Here is a 17513-nt window from a genome sequence, read left to right on the forward strand (position 1 = left end):
GGGCACCGGCCGTGACGGGTCTTAGTTCGGCAGGCTGGGCTTCGGCTGCGGAGCCTGGGTCCCGTTGGCGGCGCCCTTCTGGATGCCGTGCAGGAAGTCCACCGCCGAGATCAGCTGCTTGTCCTTGGCCGGATCCGGCGGGACGTAGGCGGACGATCCACCCCGCTCGTCGGTATCCTTTTGCTTCAGGTGGCCCTTCAGCCCGGCCTCGCCCTTGGTCTCGTCCTTGCCCTTCAGCTCGTCCGGCACGTCCTGCAGCACCTCGACGTCGGGCTCGATGCCCTTCGCCTGGATCGAGCGGCCCGACGGCGTGTAGTAGCGCGCCGTGGTCAGGCGCAGGGCGCCCGAGCCGCCCAGCGGGATGATCGACTGCACGGAGCCCTTGCCGAACGAGCGGGTGCCCATGATGGTCGCCCGCTTGTGGTCCTGCAGGGCGCCGGCCACGATCTCGGAGGCCGAGGCCGAGCCGCCGTTCACCAGCACCACGATCGGCTTGCCCTTGGTCAGGTCGCCGGACTTGGCCGAGAAGCGCTGCGTCTCGTCCGGGTTGCGGCCACGGGTGGAGACGATCTCGCCGCGATCCAGGAAGGCGTCGGAGATCATCACCGCCTGATCGAGCAGGCCGCCGGGGTTGTTGCGCAGATCGAGGACGAAGCCCTTGATCTTGTCGTTGCCGATATCGGTCGTCAGCTTGTCGATGGCGGCGCGCATCCCGTCGAAGGACTGCTCGTTGAACTGCGTCAGCCGGATGTAGCCGACGTCGTTGCCCTCGACCTTCGAGCGCACCGGCTTGATCTTGATGGTGTCGCGGGTGAGCGTGACCTCGATCGGGTCCTTCGACTCCTTGCGGGAGATCTTCAGCTTCACCTGGGAGTTGACCGGGCCGCGCATCTTGTCGACCGCCTGGTTCAGGGAGAGGCCCTGGACCTGATCGTCGTCGATCTGCGTGATCACGTCGTTGGCAAGCAGCCCGGCCTTCGAGGCGGGGGTGTCGTCGATGGGCGTCACGACCTTGATGAGGCCGTCCTCCATCGTGACCTCGATGCCGAGGCCTCCGAACTCGCCGCGGGTCGTGGTCTGCATGTCACGGAACGCCTTGGCGTCCATGTAGCTCGAATGCGGATCGAGGGAGGTCAGCATGCCATTGACGGCCGCCTCGATCATCTTCGACTCGTCGGGCTTCTCGACGTAGTCCGTCCGCACCTTCTCGAACACGTCGCCGAACAGGCTCAGCTGGCGGTAGGTCTCGGCGGAGGCCGCGACCGCACGGGGACCGGAGAGAAACTCCGTCTGCGTGGCCACCATCGAGGTGCCCGCGCCCAGGAAGGCGCCGAGCATAATCAGGGATGTCTTGCGCATCAGCCGCGAACCTTCTCGCCAAGAACCTTGTCATTGGGGCTTTTCGCCCAGAACGGCTCCGGATCGATGGAGCCGCCGTCTTTCTTGAACTCGACGTACAGGGTCGGATCCCCATCGGGTCCGGGCGTCCCCTCGCCCATAGAGCCCAATGGTTCGCCGGCCAACACGAACTGGCCGACCTCGACGCTGATCTGGTCCATTCCTGCCAGCAAAAGATAGTAGCCGTCGCCAGCGTTGATGATCAAGAGTCGGCCATAAGAGCGGAACGGACCGGCGAACTGGACCCAACCGTCGGCCGGGGAGGCCACGGTGGCCCTGGGCCGCGTAGCGAAGGAAACGCCCCGCGTCGAGCCGCCATTGCCGTCCGGCTGGTTGAAGGCCCGCACCAGACGCCCCGCGACGGGGCGCGGCACTTCGCCCCGCGCCTCGGCGAACCTCACCTTCGGGGCCAACCGCGCCGGATCACGGAAACCCGCTGCGGCAAAGCGCTCCTGCGTCACGCGCACCTCGCGCTCGGCCGCCGCCTTGGCCTCCTCGGCCGTGCGCTTGGCGGCGCTCACCTCGCCCTCGACCCGTTCCAGCAGGTCCTTCAAGCTCTTGGCCTGGACGCCGAGTTCCGCCGACCGCCTGCGCTCGGCGGCGAGCCCGCTCTCCACCTCGGCCTGCCGTGCCCGCCGGGCGGTCACTAGGGCCTTCAGGCGCTGCTGCTCCCGCGCCCAGCCGGCAAGGTCGGCGGAGAGGCCTTCCTTGTCGCGGGCGATGGCATCGCGCAGGCGCACCATCTCGGTGAGGTCGGCAGCCAGCGTGTCGAGTTCGCCGCGCAGTTCCGGCACCACCGCGCCGAGGAGCATGGAGGTGCGGATCGCCGCGAGCACGTCCTCCGGGCTCGTCAGCACCGCCGGGGGCGGGCGCCGCCCCATCCGCTGGAGGGCGGCCAGGATCTCGGCCACCGTGCCGCGCCGCGCCTGGAGGGAGCGGCGGATCGCCGCCTCGCTGTCGGTCATCGCCTTCAGGCGCTCCTCCAGGCGGGTCATTCGCTCCTCGGTCGCCTGCGCCTGACGCCCGGCATCGAGCAGGGCCGCGTCGAGCTTGGCGCGGTCCGTGCCGATGGACGCGATTTCCTTCTCGAACTGCGTCCGCTGGCCCTCGCTCGCCGAGAGGGCATCCTGCACGCGCTTTAGGTTCTCGGCGCGGCGGTCGCGCTCCTCGGTCGCCTGCCGGATCTTGTCCTGATCGGGCGCGTCCTGGGGGAGGGCGGGGGCCGGCGCGAGAACGAGGAGGGCCGTGCAGGCGAGCCACGCCAGCCGTGAACGATGCACCACGCTCACCCCGGCTCGCCGCGGTGATAGGGATGGCCCGCCAGGATGGTGAGGCTGCGATAAAGCTGTTCGAGGGCGAGCACGCGCACGAGTCCGTGGGGCAAGGTGGCGGCCCCGAAGGACAGGATCAGGTCCGCCCGCGTCCGAAATGAGGCGTCGAGCCCGTCCGGCCCGCCGATCACCACCGCTAGGGCGGGCTTGGCGGCATCGCGCCATGCGGCGATCCGCCGGGCCAGATCCTCGCTCGGCAGGTCGGCCCGGCCGCGCTCGTCGTAGGTGAGGAGGGCGCTGCCCGGCGGCAGGAGCGGCAACAGCGCGGCCGCCTCCTCGGCGGCGCGGTCGGCGCCACGTCGCGCACGCGATTCCGGGATCTCGATGAGGTCGCAGGCCGGGAAGCCGAGGCTGCGGCCGAGTTGCCCGGCGCGCTCGCGATATCGTGACGCCAAATCCCGCTCGGGACCGGCCTTCAGCCGGCCCACCGTGGCGACGACGAGACGCAACGGGGGTGTCGATCAGCCGGCGGCGACACCGAGGGGACGGTCTGCGCCCCACATCTTTTCGAGGTTGTAGAAGCCCCGAACCTCCGGCCGGAAGATGTGAACCAGGATGTCGCCGGCATCGATCAGCACCCAGTCGCAGGCCGGCAGGCCCTCGACGCGGGCGGTGCCGTAGCCCTGGTTCTTCATCTCCTGGATAATCTTGTCGGCGATGGAGCCGACATGGCGCTGCGAGCGCCCCGAGGTGATGATCATCGTGTCGGCCAGCGATGTCTTGCCGGCGAGGTCGATCTCGACCGTCTCCTCGGCCTTCATCTCGTCGAGGCAGCCGAGCGCGAGGTCCCTCAGGGCTCCCACGCGGGCAAGGCCGTCGTCCTCGGCGCCTGGGCGGGAAGGGGCATCGGTGCGCACGGTCTCTGTGCGAAGGGTCTCGGGCAGCGTCCTGATTCCTCGTGGGGCCGTCTCCCGGCCTTACCGCCTGAAAGTGGCGGCTTCGCACGGCGATTGCAACAGGTCTGTGCGACGGATGCACCGGATCGGGGCACCGGGCGGCTACCGGCCGCGCCGTTTCTCGCGGATCGCGGTCGAGGACAGCTTCGAGCGCGGCCCGTGCAGGAACACCCAGGCGGGGGGCCTGTGCCCGGCCAGCGTCGTCGCCGCCGCCTCGGGGATCCGCGCCCCGGCGAGCCGCCGGGCGGCCTTGGCCGAGACGGGCGTGAGCGTCGAGCCAGGCCGGTCGATCACCGCGATGGGCATCAGCCGGGCGATCTCGGCCGCTCCCTTCCAGCGATGGAACGTCGCCAGCGAATCGGCCCCCATGATCCAGACGAACCGCACCCCCGGCCGCCGCCGCACGAGATAGCGCAGGGTCTGCACGGTGAAGCGCACCCCGAGCGCCGCCTCGAACCCCGTCACCGCGATGCGCGGATGGGCGGCGACCCGCGCGGCCTGGGCGCAACGGTCCGCCAGCGGGGCGAGGCGGCTGCGGTCCTTCAGCGGGTTGCCGGGGCTCACCAGCCACCACACCCGGTCGAGGCGCAGGCGGCGCAGGGCGGTGCTGGAGACGTGGAGATGCCCCTCATGGGCGGGATCGAACGACCCGCCATAGAGGCCGATCCGCATGCCGGGCGCGCTCGGCGGCAGAATCAGCCGCACGAGGCATGGCCGTTGGCAGTGTGGATCACGGGCGCGTCTGGCCGCGACCGTGGACCCGGTACTTGAAGGTGGTGAGTTGCTCGACGCCCACCGGCCCGCGCGCATGCATCCGCCCGGTGGCGATGCCAATCTCCGCGCCGAAGCCGAACTCGCCGCCATCGGCGAACTGCGTCGAGGCGTTGTGGGTGACGATTGCCGAGTCGACCTCCGCGAGGAAGCGGCGGGCGGCCTCCTCGTTTTCGGTGATGATCGCGTCGGTGTGGTGCGAGCCGTAGCTCTCGATATGCGCGATGGCCTCGTCGAGCCCGTCGACCACCCGCGCGGCGATCACCGCGTCGAGGTATTCGGTGCTCCAATCGGCCTCGCTCGCCTCGGTCACGCGCGGATCGACGGCACGGGTCGCCGCGTCGCCGCGCACGGCGCAGCCGGCCTCCAGCAGGGCCGTGACGAGGGGCTTCAGGTGCGTGTCGGCGCAGGCCCGGTCCACGAGCAGTGTCTCGGCGGCGCCGCAGACGCTGACCCGGCGCATCTTGCTGTTGAGCAGCACCGTGCGCGCCATGTCGAGGTCGGCGGCGCGGTCGACATAGACGTGGTTGATGCCGTCGAGATGGGCGAAGACCGGCACCTTGGCCTCAGCCTGAACCCGCTCCACGAGGCTGCGGCCGCCGCGCGGGACGATTACGTCGACGCAGCCGTCGAGCCCGGCGAGCATCAGCCCCACCGCCGCCCGGTCGCGGGTGGGGACGATCTGGATCGCGTCGGCCGGCAGACCGGCCTCTTCGAGCCCCTGGCTCATGGCACGGGCGATGGCCTGGGAGGTGCGGAAGCTGTCCGAGCCCGCGCGCAGGATCGCGGCGTTGCCGGCCTTCAGGCACAGGGCACCGGCATCGGCGGTGACGTTGGGACGGCTCTCGAAGATCACGCCGATGACGCCGAGGGGCACGGCGACGCGCTCGATCAGCAGCCCGTTCGGGCGCTCGATGGCCGCGAGCTGCCGCCCGACCGGATCGGCCAGCGCGCCCACCTTCTCCACCGCCTCGGCGATGGATTCGAGCCGCCGTCCGTCGAGCTTCAGCCGGTCGATCAGCGCGGCGCTCTGCCCGGCTTCCTGGGCGGCGGTGACGTCGCGCTCGTTCTCGCGAAGGATAGCGTCCCGGTCGGCGCGCAGGCGCTCGGCGATGCGCTGGAGGGCGATGTCCTTGGTCTGGGCCGAGGCCAGGGCCATCTTGCGCGCCGCCTGCCGCGCCCGGCGGCCGATGGCGGCCATCTGCTCCGGCAGCGAATCCGCGCCCGCGAAATCGGATCTGAGATTCAGGACGGGCACGGCGGGGCCTCCGGGTTCCGGGGCTGAGGGGGCCGTCGTCTTGACACATCGCGGCGAGCCCCGACAAGGCCCGCCCCGTGCGCTAGAACATGGCGAGATCGTCCCGATGCACCATCCAGGCGCGACCGGGATAGTTCAGCAAGTCCGGGATCCGCGCGCTTGGATGGCCGATGATGAGCGCGGCTTCTCCGCTGTCGTAGCCGACGAGGCCGCGCCCGATGGCCCGCCCCTCGGCATCGCGGATCAGCACCGCGTCGCCCCGCGAGAAATTGCCCTCCACCGCGCGCACGCCCACCGGCAGCAGGCTCGCGCCCCCCGCCAGGGCCTTCGCGGCGCCTGCATCGATGGTGAGGCTCCCGCGCGGTTCGAGGGAGCCGGCGATCCAGGTCTTGCGCGCGGCGTTGGGGGTCGAGCCCGAGAGGAACCACGTGCAGCGCGCCCCGTCCTGCACCGCCTTCAGCGGGTTCTTGGCCCGTCCGTCCGCGATGACGAGATGCGTGCCGCCGGCCACCGCGATCTTGGCCGCCTCGACCTTGGTGCGCATGCCGCCCCGCGACAGCTCCGAGGCCGGGCCACCGGCCATGGCCTCGATCTCCGGGGTGATGCGCTCCACCAGCGGCAGGTGCCGCGCCGTCGGGTCCGTGTTCGGCGGCGCCGTATAGAGGCCGTCGATGTCGGAGAACAGCACCAGCACGTCGGCATCGATCATTGTCGCGACGCGGGCGGCGAGGCGGTCGTTGTCGCCGTAGCGGATCTCGGCGGTGGCCACGGTGTCGTTCTCGTTCACCACCGGCACCGCCCGCAGTTCGAGCAGCTTCTGCACCGTGGAGCGGGCGTTGAGGTAGCGGCGGCGCTCCTCCGTGTCCTGAGGCGTCACGAGGATCTGGCCGGCGACGATGCCGTGATGCCCGAGCGCTTCCGCCCAGTGGCGGGCGAGCGCGATCTGCCCCACCGAGGCCGCGCCCTGGCTTTCCTCAAGCCGCAGTGCGCCCGGCGGCAGGCCGAGCACCGTGCGCCCGAGGGCGATGCTCCCCGAGGACACGACCAGCACGTCGACGCCGCGCGCATGGAGATCGGCGATGTCCTCGGCCAACGCCGCGAGCCACGCATGGCGCAGGCGGCCACGGGCACGGTCGACCAGCAGGGCCGATCCGACCTTGATGACGACGCGGCGGAAGGTGTCGAGGGCGGGGATCATGGGACTCGTCTACGAAAGCGCGGCCGAGATGTGGCCGAAGACGGCGCTTTTGAACAGCGCCTACAGCGCCGGCATCAGAGACTTGGTCATCGCTTTAAAACTCGCGACCTTAAGCCAAGATAATTATCCCAGCCTGTCCCTGATGTCACTCACGGCTGCCACTCCGCCGCGACCGGAGCCTCCTCCGCGCGGCCCGTCTCGATGGCGTCCTGCAGCGCCCGCAGCGCCTCCGGCACGCCCTTGCGGCTCGCGGAGGACAGCACCAGCGGCGCCTTGCCCGCCGCCCGCTTCAGCTTGGCGGCCTGGCTCTTGAGCGTCTCCGGGTCGAGGGCGTCGGCCTTCGACAGGGCGACGATCTCCGGCTTGTCCGCAAGGCCGTGGCCGTAGGCCTCGATCTCGCCGCGCACCAGCTTGTAGGCCTTGCCGGCATGTTCGCTCGTGCCGTCCACGAGGTGCAGCAGCACCCGGCAGCGCTCGACGTGCGCGAGGAACTTGTCGCCGAGGCCGATCCCCTCGTGGGCGCCCTCGATCAGGCCGGGAATGTCGGCCAGGACGAACTCGCGCTGGTCGTTGCGCACCACGCCGAGGCCGGGATGGAGCGTCGTGAACGGGTAGTCGGCGATCTTCGGCTTGGCGGCTGTGACGCTCGCGAGGAAGGTCGACTTGCCGGCATTCGGCAGGCCCACGAGCGCGGCATCGGCGATGAGCTTCAGGCGCAGCCAGATCCACATCTCCTGGCCTTCCAGGCCGGGATTGGCGTGCTTCGGCGCGCGGTTGGTGGAAGTGGTGAAATAGGCATTGCCGAAGCCGCCGTTGCCGCCCTTGGCGAGGCGCACCCGCTGGCCGATCTCGGTCATGTCGGCGATCAGCGTCTCGCCGTCCTCGGCGAGCACCTGCGTCCCGGCGGGCACCTTCAGCACGGCGTCGGCCCCGGACGCGCCGTGGCAGTTCGAGCCCATGCCGTGCTCGCCCTTCTTAGCCTTGAAGTGCTGCTGGTAGCGGTAGTCGATCAGGGTGTTCAGTCCCTGGACGCACTCGATCCAGACGTCGCCGCCCCGGCCGCCGTCGCCGCCGTTCGGGCCACCGAACTCGATGAACTTCTCGCGCCGGAACGACACGCAGCCTGCCCCGCCGTCACCGGAGCGGATGTAGACCTTGGCTTCGTCGAGAAATTTCACGGCACCGTCTCGTTGTCGCGGGCGGGCCGCCCGCGGCGGCCCTGCCTCTTTACCTCATTCCGCCGCCGCCAGGGCAGGGCGTTCGTCCGCCGCCCCGGACAGCCAGCGGCCCCGGTCCAGGCGAAGCCGGCCGGCCTCGGCGGGCACGAAACCGGCCTTCTCCAGAACGCGCCGGGCGGCGGGAGCGTCGCCCCGCACCTGCGCGTCGAGCCGCGTCCCGCCGGCCCAGGCGAACCACGCCTGGACGACGGCGCCCACCGCCTCGCTCATCAGCCCGTCGCCCCAGAAGGGACGGCCGAGCCAGCCGAAGAACCGACCGGCCTCGTCGCCGGGGGAGGGGCCGATGCCGACGAGCCCGAGGGTGCGCCCCGGCCGTGCCCGCTCGCAAAGGGCGAGGGTGAGGCCGGTGCCGGCGGCGTTGGCGGCGCGGAGCGCCACGATGAACGCATCCTCGTCCGCCCCATCCGGCAAGCCGGGGGTGCCCGCCATCGTCGCGCCCACCTCCGGGTCGGCGGCGAAGCGCAGGAGGGTCTCGGCGTCGCGGGCGGTCGGCCAGCGCAGCCACAGGCGGCGCGTCTCGATCCGGAAGACGTCGTCGCGGAACAGATCTGGGAACATGGCGCCCTCACCGGCGCCGCTTCCCTCGGGATGGCGGCGCCCAGAGACGACGAAGGGGAGGATGGTGTCCCATCCTCCCCGGCGTTCCGTCAGACCCATCCCGGTGAAGGGCGGCTCACGTCTCCGGTCCGGTGTGGGACACCGTCGCGGGACGCTCGCTTCGCCTTTCGGGCGCCCGCCTGTTACTCCGCGGCCTCGGCCAGCGGCACAACCGCTACGAAGGCACGCCCACGTCGCGTCTGGAACTCGACGGTGCCGGGTTTCAGCGCGAACAGGGTGTGATCCTTGCCCATGCCGACATTGGCGCCGGGGTGCCACTTGGTGCCGCGCTGACGCACGATGATGTTGCCCGGAATCACGGATTCCGAACCGAACTTCTTGACGCCGAGGCGCCGGCCTTCCGAATCGCGGCCGTTGCGGGAGGAACCGCCTGCCTTCTTGTGTGCCATCTCTCGAACTCCGAATTGTCTCTAGGGGTCGCGCGGATCGCAGGCTTCAGCGAAGCCCGCGCTCGATCACGCGGAAATGCCGGTGATGCGGACCACGGTGTGGTCCTGGCGGTGGCCGCGCTTGCGGCGCGAGTTCTGGCGGCGGCGCTTCTTGAAGGCGATGACCTTCTTGTCCCGGCCGTGACGGACGATCTCGCCCGTGACGTTGATGCCCGACAGGGTCGGCGCGCCGACCTGGGTGGCGCCGGCGCCGTCGGCGAACAGGAGGACCTCACCGAAGGTCACGGCCTCGCCGGCCTCGCCCGGAAGGGTGGCGATGGTGATGGTGTCGTTAGCGGCGACGCGGTACTGCTTACCGCCCGTCTTGATGACTGCGAACATCGTTCTCTCGTGCTCTCGAACGGCCTCCGGGAGCCTTGCGGCGGCCCTGGACCGGCTTCTTGTTTGAGTCATTGGCCGGGCCAAGCCGGACAACGCGAAGACGCGCGAAAACCTACGGGAGGCCGCGCGTGCTGCGGGCTCTCTAGTGCGCGGAGCGGGCGGCTGTCAATCCGGGCTCAGCGGGTGAGCACGTCCCGGGCCACGGTCCCCGCCGGCCCGAACGCGTCGTAGGCGGCGTCGCACCACGTCGCCTGCCCGTCCGCCGCGAGGCGCTGCCGCAATTCGGTGGCCCGGCTGCGGAGCTTGGCTTCGAGGGCGGCTTCCTGCGCCGGCACGACCTTGGCGGCGAGGCGCAGGGTGGTGAGCCGGCCCGCCTTGAGATGCGTGCGCGGGCAATTCTGCTCGGCAAGGATCGTAGTCGCCGCCGCCTCGGCATAGGCGTCGAGGGGGCTCAGCGCCACCGGCTGCTCGGCGGCGGAGGCGCCCGCCGCGCCGAGGGACGAGAGCAGCGCGAGGAGGACGCCCCGCCACATCACGGCGCCGCCTTGAACTCGCCCGCGATGCGCAGGGTCACCTCGTCGCCGACCATGGGCAGGAACGCGCTCACCCCGAAATCGGAGCGCTTGATGATCGTGCGCCCCTCGAAGCCGACCGTGTAGCGGCGGTCGATCGGGTTGGTCCCGGCCTGGGTGAAGGTGGCGTCCACCGAAACGGGCTTCGTCACGCCCCGGAGGGAGAGGTTGCCGGTGATGCGGGCCGTGGTGGGGCTCGTCGGCTCGACGCCCGTGCCCACGAAGGTCGCCTCGGGGAATTTCGCCGCGTCGAAGAAGTCCGGCCCGGCGAGGTGCTGGTCGAGGTGCTGGCTGCCGGTCAGCACGCCGCTCAGGGGCACCGTGGCGGTCAGGCGACTCTTGGCCGGCGCCTTCGGATCGAGGTCGAGCCGGGCGCTCACCCCGGTGAACTGGCCGTAATAGGTCGAATAGCCGAGGTGGTTCACCGACCACGTGATCTTCCCGTGGTCTGGATCGAGCACGTAGGCGCCCGCCCGGACCTGATTCGGATCCTGGGTCGGGTCGGCGGCCTGCTCCTGCGCGAGGGCTCCGGTCGCGTGGAGGAGGAGAGCCGCGAGGGCGAGGGCGGTGGCGCGCATCTGGGCTCGTCGGTCGGTCTGGCCTGGACGGCCTCTTTCCACGAAGCCGCGCGCCACTCAAGGTTCGGTGCGTCCGTTCCCCTTTCGGCCGCCGTGCTCTATCCCCCCGGGATCGGACGGATGGGCAGGGCATGATCGGCAAGCTGAAGGGCGTGGTCGATTCCTACGGCGAGGATTTCGTGATCCTCGACGTGCAGGGGGTGGGCTACGTGGTGCATTGCTCGGCGCGCACGCTCCAGCGCCTGCCGACGGCGGGGGAGGCGACCGCCCTGTCGATCGAGACCTTCGTCCGCGAGGACATGATCCGCCTCTACGGCTTCCGCTCGGATGCGGAGCGGGAATGGTTCCGGCTGCTCCAGACGGTGCAGGGCGTCGGCGCCAAGGTCGCCCTCGCGCTGCTGTCGGTGCTGGAGCCGCCGGCGCTCGCCAGCGCCATCGCCACGGGGGACAAGGGGGCCGTCGCCCGCGCACCGGGCGTCGGGCCGCGCCTCGCCGCGCGCCTCGTCGCGGAATTGAAGGACAAGACACCGGCCTTCGCGCCCATCGACCCGGCCCTCGTCGCGCTCTCCGGCGCGGTGGAGGAGAACCGCGCGCCTCAGCCGGTGGCCGACGCGATCTCGGCCCTCGTCAACCTCGGCTACCAGCCAGCTCAGGCCTCGGCCGCCATCGCCACCGTGATGAAGGGCGCGGGGGAGGGGGCGGAGGCCAAGGTGCTGATCCGCCTCGCCCTGCGGGAACTCGCCCGCTAGGCGCTCGCGCCGATCTCGCTCAGCGCGGTCGTCAGCACGCAGCTCAGGCCGCCCGCGTCGAAGGTGGTGCGGACCTCGCCTCCCGCCAGCCCGCGCTCGATCAGCCGCGTGCCGAACCCCTTGCGCGTGGGCGGCACCACCGCCGGCCCGCCGGATTCCCGCCAGGACAGGCGCAGCACCGTCCCCTCCACCGTCCAGTCCACCGCGACCCGGCCGTTCTCGGCGCGGAGGGCACCGTACTTGACGGCGTTGGTCGCCAGCTCATGGAGGATCAGCGCCAGGGACAGGGCCGCCCCCGGCCCGATCGGCAGCGAGGGCCCGTCGAGGCGGAACCGCTCCGGCCCGTCCGCATGCAGGCCCAGGGAGCCGCGCACCACGTCGCCGAGGTCGGCGGCATCCCGCCGGCCGGCGAGGAGGATGTCGTGCGCTTGGCCCAGCGCGATCAGCCGGAGCGACAGGGCGTCCCGTGCGGTCTCGACGTCCGGGGCGTTGCGCAGGGTCTGGCTGGCGATGGATTGCACCAGCGTCAGGGTGTTCTTCAGCCGGTGCGACAGCTCGTGGGTGAGGATCCGGCGTTCGTCCTCGGCCTCGACGCGGGCGACCGCCGCCTGGGTGCGGTCGGCGACCGTGCGCATGAACAGGATCTCCTTGTCGGTGATCGCATGCGGACGATCAAAATGGGCGAAGACGAGGGCGGTCAGCCGGCCCCGCACCAGGATCGGCACGTTGATGAGCACCCGGATGCCGAGGTCCAGGAGCGCCCCCGCCAGGGCCCGCTCGTCGGTGAGGCTGTCGGCGATGGTCACGACCTCGCCGCGCTTCAGATCCTCGATGAAGCTGCCGTAGTCGCGGAAGGCATAGAGGCCGGCGATCTCGATGGCGCCGGGGGCGTGCCAGCCGGGCATCATGTGCACCGTCTCGCGGTCGGGATCGACCGTGCCGTAGCCCGCCCGCACGGCCCCCAGCGCCCCCGCCATGATCCGCGCCGCGGCGCGGGCCATGGCCTCGACGTCGTCGCTATCGCGCAGGGCCTCGCCGAGGGCGAGGAGCGCGTCCTTGCGCAGATCGGTGGCCTTGCGCTCCGTGATGTCGAGGGCGACGCCCGCGAACCGCTCCGGCCGCCCCACCGCGTCGCGGGAGAAGCGCCCGCGCGCATGGACCCAGCGCACGGTGCCGTCCGGCAGGCACAGGCGGTAATCCTCGGCGAAATCCCCGCCCTCGGCCATGCCCCGGGCGATCCTGGCCCGGACCCAGCCGCGATCCTCGGGATGGATGCCGTCGAGAAAGGCGGTGGCGGGCGCCGCGCCGGGCTCCGCGCCGGAGAGCCGGGCGAAGGACTCGCTCGTGTAGAAGCGGTCGCCGGGGATGTCCCAATCCCACCATGCCAGGAAGCCCGAGGCTGCCGAGGCGAGGTTCAGCCGCTCCTCGCTGCGGGCCAGCGCCGCCTGACTCTCCCACAGGGCCGCCGTGAGCGCCCGCTCGACGCGCGGCTCTTGCCGGCCGTTGTGTGGGACGGTGAGACCCGGCTCGGCCGAATCCCCACCCGGATTGATCGCGAGCAGCACCGCGCGAAGCCGCGCGTTCTCGGCTTTCAGTTCGGCGAACAGCCGCGATCTGTGGTCGTTCCGGGTCACGACGTGTCGCCACAACTTCCGGTTGAAGTTCTCACACGCTGCTTGAGAAACCGATGCGGCACAACCGCCGCCGATGAAGCTAGAACATGTATTGGTGACGGATCGACAACCTGTGACACCGGGGCGTCATGTGGCCGTGCGATCCCTCCTGCGGAGGGGCCGGACAGGCCTTCCATCGCGGGGGCGTGAAGAGGTCGCGCTTGACCAAACGGCTCGGCGCTGTCATCTCCCCCTCGCGCTAAGGGATTGAAACTCCTGTAGTTTTTAAGAATTCCAAACTGCGCACGACCGGAACATGGATATAACGATCGCATGATCGTCTGCTCCTGCAACGTCCTGTCGGACGGCGCCGTCCGCGATTGCCTCGGCCCCGGACCCGGCTGTCCGCGCACTCCCGCGCAGGTCTATGCCTGCCTGGGTTGCAGCCCGAAATGCGGCCGCTGCGCCCGCACGATCCGCGAGATCATGCGCAGCGCCCTCGGCGCCGTCGTGGGCGAAGACATCCCCTCCGCAGAACCCGCCCATGCCTGTACGACCGCTTGCGCTAGCGCTTGTACTCTGGTGAAGGTCCAAAAAGCGGAGGAGCGGGTCGGCGCCTGATGGGGCGGGTCGTCCTCCGAGGACAATCTCGGGGAGTATGGGGATGAAGGGCGACACCAAGGTCATCGAGTATCTCAATCGCGGCCTGCGCAGCGAATTGACCGCGGTGAGCCAGTATTGGCTGCATTTCCGCATGCTCAACGACTGGGGCTACGTCGAACTCGCGAAGTTCTGGCGCAAGGAATCCATCGAGGAGATGAACCACGCCGATCGGTTCATCGACCGGATCCTGTTCCTGGACGGTTTCCCGAACCTGCAGGAACTGGACCCGCTGCGCATCGGCCAGAACGTCGAGGAGATCCTGCACAGCGACCTCGCCGCCGAGAACGAGGCCCGCTCGCTCTACCTCGAAGCCGCCAAATACTGCGACTCGATCAACGACCGCGTGTCGAAGCGCCTGTTCGAGGATCTGGCCGAGGACGAGGAAGGCCACATCGACTTCCTCGAGACCCAACTGGAGCTGATCAAGCAGGTCGGCCTGCCGCTCTACGCGCAGAAGCACATCGGCGGCCTGGAGCAGATCGCGCCCGAGAAGGAGTGAGTCTCAGGGGCTTCCTTCACGCGAATGGGTTCCGCCTCCGGGCGGAGCCCATGGCACATTCTTAGACGGACAGGTTCACGATGCGGCTCGTCGTGGTCGGCGCCGATGGGCGCATGGGGCGGATGCTGATCCGCGCGGTGGCGCAGGCCGAGGGATGCAGCCTCGCGGCTGCCATCGAGCGGGAGGGCTCGCCCACAATCGGGCAGGATGCCGGCACCCTGGCGGGCCTGCCGGCGTTGGGCGTCCCGGTGACGGACGATCCGCTGCGGGCCTTCGCCGCCGCCGACGGCGTGCTCGACTTCACCGCGCCGGCCGCGACGGTGCATTTCGCCGAACTCGCGGCGCAGGCGCGCATCGTGCACGTCGTGGGCACGACCGGCCTGTCTGACGACGACCTCGCCAAGCTGAAGGCCGCGTCCTACCACGCCCGCATCGTGCGCTCCGGCAACATGTCGCTCGGCGTGAACCTGATGGCGGCCCTGGTCCGCAAGGTCGCGGCGACCCTCGGTGCGGACTTCGACATCGAGATCCTGGAGATGCACCACCGGATGAAGGTGGATGCCCCCTCCGGCACGGCGCTCCTGCTGGGCGAGGCCGCCGCCGAGGGGCGGGGCGTCGACCTGCCCGCCGTGCGCGTCTCCACCCGCGACGGCCATACCGGCGCGCGCAAGTCCGGCGACATCGGCTTCGCGACCCTGCGCGGCGGTTCGGTGGTGGGCGACCACAGCGTTTTCTTCGCGGGCGCCGGCGAGACGCTGACCATCACCCACCACGCCACCGACCGGGGCCTGTTCGCGAACGGCGCGGTGAAGGCGGCGCTCTGGGCGCAGCCGAAGCCGCCGGGCCTGTATTCGATGGCGGACGTGCTCGACCTGTGAACGGCCACGCTCTTTTATAACCGTAAGCGGATCACCACCCTTTGGGCTCCGGCCTGGGGCTGTTACGAGCCCCTCGCAACAGCGGCATATCCGCCGCCGACCAGAGACCGAAGAGACCCGATTATGGAGCGCCTGCTCGTCCTCGCTCGCCACGGCCAGAGCGAGTGGAACCTCAAGAACCTGTTCACGGGCTGGCGCGACCCCGGTCTCACCGACCGCGGCGTCGAGGAGGCGGTGAAGGCCGGGCGCTGGCTGAAGGGCGAGGGCTACGGCTTCGACGTCGCCTTCACCTCGAATCTCGGCCGCGCCCAGCGCACCTGCGCCCTGATGCTGGAAGAGATGGGCCTGTCGAACATCGAGGTGCTGCGCTCGCAGGCCCTCAACGAGCGCGATTACGGCGACCTCTCCGGCCTGAACAAGGACGACGCCCGCGCCAAGTGGGGCGCGGAGCAGGTCCACACGTGGCGCCGCTCCTACGATGTGGCGCCCCCCGGCGGCGAGAGCCTGAAGGACACCGCCGCCCGGGTGCTGCCCTACTACATCGAGGCCATCCTGCCGCGCGTCATGGACGGGCAGCGGGTGCTCGTGGCCGCCCATGGCAACTCCCTGCGCGCCCTGGTGATGGTGCTCGACCATCTCGGCCCGGCGACCATCGCCGGCCTGGAGATCGCCACCGGCGTGCCGCTGGTCTACCGCCTCAAGGGCGACACGACGGTGGCCTCGAAGTCCGTTCTGGAACGCGACATCGACGACGCGTGAGCGTCGAACTCCGCCCCGGCCTGATCCATCATCCGGGCTTCCTCGACGAGGCGGCCCGGATGCGGCTGGCGGGGGAGGTGGCGGCCGTCCTGGGGGCGTCGCCGCCCTTCACCCCCCGGATGCCGCGCACGGGCAAGCCGTTCTCCGTGCGCATGGGCAATGCCGGGCCGCTCGGCTGGGTCTCGGACGTGGATGGCTACCGCTATCAGCCCACCCACCCAGAGACGGGCGAACCCTGGCCGGCGATCCCGCCGACGGCGCTCGCGGCGTGGGACCGTTTGGCGGCCGACGCGCCCCCGCCGGAGGCCTGCCTCATCAACCTCTATGGGCCGCAGGCGCGGATGGGCTTGCATCAGGACCGGGACGAGGAGGATTTCTCCGCCCCCGTCCTCTCCCTGTCCCTCGGGGCGCCGGCCCTGTTCCGCTATGGCGGGCTCGCCCGCACCGATCCGACCCGCTCCGTGCGGCTTCAGCCCGGCGACGCGGTGGTGATCGGCGGGGCCTCGCGGCTGGTTTTCCACGGAATCGACCGCCTCTACCCCGAGCCCGGCCTGCTGGCGCAGGATCTCCTCCCCGGTTTGCTGCCCGAAGGTGGACGCTGCAACCTTACCCTCCGGCGGGTGAGGCCGCGCCATGCGGTAACGTGAACCGCCGGAACCGGCGCGGGTCGCTTGACTCCGGGCACGCGGCGTCGGACCCATCGTTCCCGTCCGTCCCCCGTGGACGGCAGGTGGAGAGCGTTGAGTTTCATGCCGTTGCGCGATCTCAGGTGGCCTCTCGCGGCGTTGATCCTCACCGCCGGGCTCATGTCCGCGTCGGCGGCGGACAGGGTGTTCCCGCCGGGCTCCCGCTTCGGCTTTGAGCCGCCGTCGGACATGGTGCTGTCGAAGCGGTTCTCGGGCTTCGAGCGGGAGGGTGGGGGCGCCACCCTCTCGGTGGTGGAACTGCCGCCGAACGCCTTCCCGGAACTCGTGAGCGGCTTCACCGACGCCAACCTGCGCAACCAGGGCTTCGCCGTCTCCAAGAAGGAGCCGATCAAGGTCGGCGACAACGAGGCGATGCTCTACACGGGCGAGCAGCCGAGCGACCCGGCCAATCCCGGCCAGACGATCCGCAAATGGATCACCGTCGTCGGCACCCCGACCGTCACCGGCCTCATCATCGCCCAGGCGACGCCCGACGCCGAGACCGAGGAGACGATGCGCAAGCTCGTCACCGACATCGCCGTCCGCGCACCCCTGTCGCTGACGCAGCAGGTCGATGCGCTGCCCTTCCGCATCACCGACCCGGCGGGGTTCCGGCCGGTGCGCGTGCTGGCCGGCAATTCGGTCCTGCTGACCAAGGGCCCCAAGGACCAGATGCAGAATCTGGAGCAGCCGATCCTCGTGATCGCTCAGGCGGTACAGCCCCCGCCCACGGCCGAGCATCGCGACGCCTTCGCCCGCACGGCCCTCTACGCCAACCAGACCATGAAGGACTTCGTGATCGAGCGCGCCCAAAGCTACCGCTCGAACGGCGTCGATTGGCACGAGATCGTGGCGCGGGCGACCGACATGCCCACCAACAAGCAGGTGGTGGTCGCCCAGACGATCCGCTTCAACCCGGACGGCTATCTCCGCGCCGTAGGCGTGGTGCGCGAGGACCAGCGCGAGGGCGTGCTCGCCGCCTTCCGGCAGGTGGTGGACAGCATCCAGATCAAGTGAGACCCATCCGTGACCGGGGCC

General features: G+C 70.5%; 21 protein-coding genes. 7 read left to right on the forward strand and 14 right to left on the reverse strand.

Annotated features, from left to right (window positions below; genetic code table 11):
- Window positions 1–21: 21 nt before the first annotated feature.
- The 13 genes from MKK52_RS08170 to MKK52_RS08230 form a co-directional block, all read right to left on the reverse strand.
- Complete coding sequence (locus tag MKK52_RS08170) at window positions 22–1359, reverse strand: S41 family peptidase (RefSeq protein WP_243953306.1); 1338 nt, start codon at window positions 1357–1359, stop codon at window positions 22–24.
- Window positions 1359–2687, reverse strand: a complete 1329-nt coding sequence (locus tag MKK52_RS08175; protein ID WP_243953307.1) for a murein hydrolase activator EnvC family protein — start codon at window positions 2685–2687, stop codon at window positions 1359–1361. The genes MKK52_RS08170 and MKK52_RS08175 overlap by 1 nt, the downstream gene beginning before the upstream one ends.
- On the reverse strand, window positions 2684–3178 hold the full coding sequence (gene rlmH / locus MKK52_RS08180) for a 23S rRNA (pseudouridine(1915)-N(3))-methyltransferase RlmH (RefSeq protein WP_243953308.1): 495 nt from the start codon (window positions 3176–3178) through the stop codon (window positions 2684–2686). Before rlmH ends, MKK52_RS08175 begins: the two co-directional genes overlap by 4 nt.
- Before the next feature lie 12 nt (window positions 3179–3190).
- Entirely contained in the window at window positions 3191–3532 is a 342-nt protein-coding gene (rsfS, locus tag MKK52_RS08185) for a ribosome silencing factor (protein ID WP_243953309.1), read from the reverse strand.
- Between the two features lie 195 nt (window positions 3533–3727).
- Window positions 3728–4297, reverse strand: coding sequence for a nicotinate-nucleotide adenylyltransferase (locus tag MKK52_RS08190; protein WP_243953403.1), 570 nt, complete (start codon window positions 4295–4297; stop codon window positions 3728–3730).
- A gap of 58 nt (window positions 4298–4355) precedes the next feature.
- Window positions 4356–5654 (reverse strand): glutamate-5-semialdehyde dehydrogenase, encoded by a 1299-nt coding sequence (locus MKK52_RS08195; protein WP_243953310.1) that lies wholly within the window; start codon window positions 5652–5654, stop codon window positions 4356–4358.
- A gap of 82 nt (window positions 5655–5736) precedes the next feature.
- Entirely contained in the window at window positions 5737–6852 is a 1116-nt protein-coding gene (proB, locus tag MKK52_RS08200; RefSeq protein ID WP_243953311.1) for a glutamate 5-kinase, read from the reverse strand.
- Window positions 6853–7001: 149 nt separating this feature from the next.
- On the reverse strand, window positions 7002–8030 hold the full coding sequence (obgE, locus tag MKK52_RS08205) for a GTPase ObgE (protein WP_243953312.1): 1029 nt from the start codon (window positions 8028–8030) through the stop codon (window positions 7002–7004).
- 54 nt (window positions 8031–8084) lie between these two features.
- Window positions 8085–8648, reverse strand: a complete 564-nt coding sequence (locus tag MKK52_RS08210; RefSeq protein ID WP_243953313.1) for a GNAT family N-acetyltransferase — start codon at window positions 8646–8648, stop codon at window positions 8085–8087.
- 182 nt (window positions 8649–8830) lie between these two features.
- Complete coding sequence (gene rpmA / locus MKK52_RS08215; RefSeq protein WP_243953314.1) at window positions 8831–9097, reverse strand: 50S ribosomal protein L27; 267 nt, start codon at window positions 9095–9097, stop codon at window positions 8831–8833.
- 66 nt (window positions 9098–9163) lie between these two features.
- Window positions 9164–9478, reverse strand: coding sequence for a 50S ribosomal protein L21 (gene rplU, locus MKK52_RS08220; protein ID WP_243953315.1), 315 nt, complete (start codon window positions 9476–9478; stop codon window positions 9164–9166).
- 176 nt (window positions 9479–9654) lie between these two features.
- Entirely contained in the window at window positions 9655–10011 is a 357-nt protein-coding gene (locus MKK52_RS08225) for a hypothetical protein (RefSeq protein WP_243953316.1), read from the reverse strand.
- Window positions 10011–10628: a YceI family protein gene (locus tag MKK52_RS08230; protein WP_243953317.1), complete on the reverse strand. Its 618-nt coding sequence runs from the start codon at window positions 10626–10628 to the stop codon at window positions 10011–10013. Before MKK52_RS08230 ends, MKK52_RS08225 begins: the two co-directional genes overlap by 1 nt.
- 131 nt (window positions 10629–10759) lie before the next feature.
- Between MKK52_RS08230 and ruvA the strand changes: the two genes are divergently transcribed.
- A complete protein-coding gene (gene ruvA, locus MKK52_RS08235; protein WP_243953318.1) occupies window positions 10760–11377 on the forward strand; it encodes a Holliday junction branch migration protein RuvA in 618 nt (205 codons plus the stop codon).
- Here the strand turns inward: ruvA and MKK52_RS08240 are convergent.
- Window positions 11374–13011 (reverse strand): sensor histidine kinase, encoded by a 1638-nt coding sequence (locus tag MKK52_RS08240; RefSeq protein ID WP_243953319.1) that lies wholly within the window; start codon window positions 13009–13011, stop codon window positions 11374–11376. The two genes, ruvA and MKK52_RS08240, sit on opposite strands and share 4 nt — an antisense overlap.
- A 312-nt stretch (window positions 13012–13323) precedes the next feature.
- On the opposite strand from MKK52_RS08240, the gene MKK52_RS08245 reads away from it, so the two are divergent.
- The 6 genes from MKK52_RS08245 (at window position 13324) to MKK52_RS08270 (ending at window position 17492) form a co-directional block, all read left to right on the forward strand.
- Window positions 13324–13611, forward strand: coding sequence for a bacterioferritin-associated ferredoxin (locus tag MKK52_RS08245; RefSeq protein WP_243953320.1), 288 nt, complete (start codon window positions 13324–13326; stop codon window positions 13609–13611).
- Window positions 13612–13654: 43 nt separating this feature from the next.
- Window positions 13655–14152 carry a bacterioferritin gene (gene bfr / locus MKK52_RS08250; RefSeq protein WP_243953321.1) on the forward strand — a complete coding sequence of 166 codons (498 nt, stop codon included), beginning with the start codon at window positions 13655–13657 and terminating at the stop codon, window positions 14150–14152.
- Between the two features lie 80 nt (window positions 14153–14232).
- Complete coding sequence (gene dapB, locus MKK52_RS08255; protein WP_243953322.1) at window positions 14233–15030, forward strand: 4-hydroxy-tetrahydrodipicolinate reductase; 798 nt, start codon at window positions 14233–14235, stop codon at window positions 15028–15030.
- A 123-nt stretch (window positions 15031–15153) separates the two neighbouring features.
- Window positions 15154–15789 carry a 2,3-bisphosphoglycerate-dependent phosphoglycerate mutase gene (locus tag MKK52_RS08260; protein ID WP_243953323.1) on the forward strand — a complete coding sequence of 212 codons (636 nt, stop codon included), beginning with the start codon at window positions 15154–15156 and terminating at the stop codon, window positions 15787–15789.
- Window positions 15786–16436: an alpha-ketoglutarate-dependent dioxygenase AlkB gene (locus tag MKK52_RS08265; protein WP_243953324.1), complete on the forward strand. Its 651-nt coding sequence runs from the start codon at window positions 15786–15788 to the stop codon at window positions 16434–16436. The genes MKK52_RS08260 and MKK52_RS08265 overlap by 4 nt, the downstream gene beginning before the upstream one ends.
- A 102-nt stretch (window positions 16437–16538) precedes the next feature.
- Entirely contained in the window at window positions 16539–17492 is a 954-nt protein-coding gene (locus tag MKK52_RS08270; RefSeq protein ID WP_243953325.1) for a hypothetical protein, read from the forward strand.
- The last annotated feature ends 21 nt before the right edge of the window (window positions 17493–17513 follow it).

It is taken from the genome of Methylobacterium sp. J-067 (genome assembly GCF_022829465.1).
GTDB classification, from domain to species: Bacteria; Pseudomonadota; Alphaproteobacteria; order Rhizobiales; family Beijerinckiaceae; genus Methylobacterium; species Methylobacterium litchii.

Excerpts from the sequence above, each read along its gene's own strand:
- MKK52_RS08170 (WP_243953306.1), bottom strand. The coding sequence starts at position 1,359 with ATGCGCAAGACATCCCTGATTATGCTCGGCGCCTTCCTGGGCGCGGGC.
- MKK52_RS08190 (WP_243953403.1), bottom strand. The coding sequence starts at position 4,297 with ATGCGGATCGGCCTCTATGGCGGGTCGTTCGATCCCGCCCATGAGGGG.
- proB (WP_243953311.1), bottom strand. The coding sequence starts at position 6,852 with ATGATCCCCGCCCTCGACACCTTCCGCCGCGTCGTCATCAAGGTCGGA.
- MKK52_RS08210 (WP_243953313.1), bottom strand. The coding sequence starts at position 8,648 with ATGTTCCCAGATCTGTTCCGCGACGACGTCTTCCGGATCGAGACGCGC.
- rpmA (WP_243953314.1), bottom strand. The coding sequence starts at position 9,097 with ATGGCACACAAGAAGGCAGGCGGTTCCTCCCGCAACGGCCGCGATTCG.
- rplU (WP_243953315.1), bottom strand. The coding sequence starts at position 9,478 with ATGTTCGCAGTCATCAAGACGGGCGGTAAGCAGTACCGCGTCGCCGCT.
- MKK52_RS08225 (WP_243953316.1), bottom strand. The coding sequence starts at position 10,011 with ATGTGGCGGGGCGTCCTCCTCGCGCTGCTCTCGTCCCTCGGCGCGGCG.
- MKK52_RS08230 (WP_243953317.1), bottom strand. The coding sequence starts at position 10,628 with ATGCGCGCCACCGCCCTCGCCCTCGCGGCTCTCCTCCTCCACGCGACC.
- ruvA (WP_243953318.1), top strand. The coding sequence starts at position 10,760 with ATGATCGGCAAGCTGAAGGGCGTGGTCGATTCCTACGGCGAGGATTTC.
- MKK52_RS08245 (WP_243953320.1), top strand. The coding sequence starts at position 13,324 with ATGATCGTCTGCTCCTGCAACGTCCTGTCGGACGGCGCCGTCCGCGAT.
- bfr (WP_243953321.1), top strand. The coding sequence starts at position 13,655 with ATGAAGGGCGACACCAAGGTCATCGAGTATCTCAATCGCGGCCTGCGC.
- dapB (WP_243953322.1), top strand. The coding sequence starts at position 14,233 with ATGCGGCTCGTCGTGGTCGGCGCCGATGGGCGCATGGGGCGGATGCTG.
- MKK52_RS08260 (WP_243953323.1), top strand. The coding sequence starts at position 15,154 with ATGGAGCGCCTGCTCGTCCTCGCTCGCCACGGCCAGAGCGAGTGGAAC.
- MKK52_RS08270 (WP_243953325.1), top strand. The coding sequence starts at position 16,539 with ATGCCGTTGCGCGATCTCAGGTGGCCTCTCGCGGCGTTGATCCTCACC.